At 75.1% G+C, this 1,945-nt stretch carries 1 protein-coding gene and 1 pseudogene; both read right to left on the bottom strand.

Translation table 11 applies throughout. The annotated features are described in order from the left end of the window. Positions 1-42: 42 nt before the first annotated feature. Positions 43-732: pseudogene (locus tag ACFV4F_RS43200) on the bottom strand (beta-ketoacyl synthase N-terminal-like domain-containing protein); the annotation flags it as partial. Positions 733-976: 244 nt separating this feature from the next. After that, positions 977-1,945, bottom strand: a 969-nt coding sequence (locus ACFV4F_RS43195; RefSeq protein WP_380511509.1) for a thioesterase domain-containing protein, incomplete at its 5' end; no start/stop codon positions are given.

Raw genomic sequence — 1,945 nt, 5'->3', positions numbered from 1 at the left:
CCCGCCCTGCCGGGAGAACTCGTTTAACATAGGCGGGATCTACAACCCCCAAACGCCGCCCGCCCGCCCCAGCGCGAACTCGCCGCGGCGCAGCGACTGGACGGCGAGGTGCAGGGCGACCAGCGAGGAGGAGCAGGCGGTGTCGACGGTGATGGCCGGGCCTTCGAGGCCGAGGACGTAGGAGATGCGGCCGGAGGCGACGCTGACGGTGTTGCCGGTCAGCAGGTGCCCGGCGGCGGTCTCGGCGACCTGGCCGCCGGCGGTGGAGGCGCTGTCGTAGCCGCCGTGCCCGGTGCCGACGAACACGCCGGTCTGCGTCCCGGTGAGCGTCCCGGGGTCGATGCCGGCCCGTTCGACGGCCTCCCAGGCGGTCTCCAGCAGGATCCGCTGCTGGGGGTCCATGGCCAGGGCCTCGCGCGGGGAGATGCCGAAGAACCCGGCGTCGAACTCGCCAGCGTCGTGCAGGAATCCGCTCTCGCGGGAGGTGACGGCGCCCTCGGGGAGGTCCCAGCCGCGGTCGGCGGGGAAGGCGGAGACGGCGTCGACGCCGTCGCGCACCAGGTCCCACAGCTCCTCCGGGGAGGCGACCCCGCCGGGCAGCCGGCAGGCCATGCCGACCACGGCGATCGGCTCCCGGTGCTGCTCGGTCGCCTCGCGGAGCTGCTCGCGGGTCTCGTGGAGGTCCGCGATCGCCCGCTTCAGGTAGTCGCGGAGATTGTCTTCGTTCGACATCGGGACGTCAACCTCTCCGGGGATCTGCCAGGGAACGCCGCGCGGGAAAGACCCTGCCGGACGCCCGGTCCGGCGCCGCGCGCGAACTCCCGACGTCGGGTCCGACCCGTCGCCCGCCCAGTCTCGCCACGGACGGCCCCGGTTTTCCCTAGAGCCACGGCACCGGAGCACGAAGCGCGGACGGGCGTGCCCGGCACCCGAAGGTGCCCGGCACGCCCGTCCGTCCTGCGGCTGCTCCCGGCCGCTACTCCTGGCCGCGCAGCCACTCCTCGACGATCTCGGCGGTGAGGGCCGAGTCCTCGCGGATCATCGACAGGTGGTCGGCGGCGACGCCGCGCACCTGGGCGCCCGGCACGAGGGGTTCGGCCTGGGCGCGCTGCTCGATGGGGGCCTCGTCGACGCCGGTCAGGGCGCGGTCGCAGGTGACGAGCAGGACGGGGGCCGTGGTGTGGTGGACCTCCAGGCGGTTGAGGAGGACCATCCAGCGGCCCATGGCGGACAGGCGGGAGTTGGTCAGCCGCACCGGCGAGTCGGCGCCGGTGAAGTTGAGCCGCATCATGCCGGTGTAGTCGGTGCCCTCGTCGGCGTTGTGCTGGAAGCTCAGCGTGTCGAAGAGGACGACGCCCGCCGGGCGGATGCCCCACGTGTGCTCCAGCAGGCCGGCCGCGGCGTAGGCGAAGGAGCCGCCGGAGGAGTGGCCGGCGAGGACGAACGGGTGGCCGTCGCTGGCGCGCAGGGCGCTCTCGGCGATCACCCGGGTGGCGACCTCGGGGGTGGCGGGCAGCCGCTCGCCGGTGGCGAAGCCGACCAGCGGGAGCGCCGACACCTCGCGCTCGCCGCGGAAGTGGGCGGCGAGCCGGGAGTACTGGTGCACGCCCGCGTTGGCCGTCGGCGCGCTGACGCAGATCAGCCGGGTCGGGCGGGGCCCCTCGGCGAGGCGGGTCGCCCAGGGCAGGTCCTCCAGTTCGGCGGTCGCCTCGAAGGTGGGCCGCAGGGCGGCGACGGTGGCGAGCATGCGCTGGGCCTCGGGCACCTTGCCGTTGGCCAGGGCGTCGGTGAACAGGCGCTCCAGGGAGTCGAGTTCGGGCTCACCGCTGGAGACGAGGACGGGCGCCCCCTCGCCGTCCTCGGTCCGCTGGTCGGGGGGCGGGCGGGGGGTGCCGGGGGGGGGCGGGGCGCGCGGGCGGGGGGGGGAGAGCACGCGTGCGGGGCG

Source organism: Kitasatospora sp. NPDC059722, assembly GCF_042733235.1.
GTDB lineage: Bacteria > Actinomycetota > Actinomycetes > Streptomycetales > Streptomycetaceae > Kitasatospora.
Note: the sequence above shows the minus strand (reverse complement) of the source record. Positions and strands in the feature narration are given on the sequence as shown.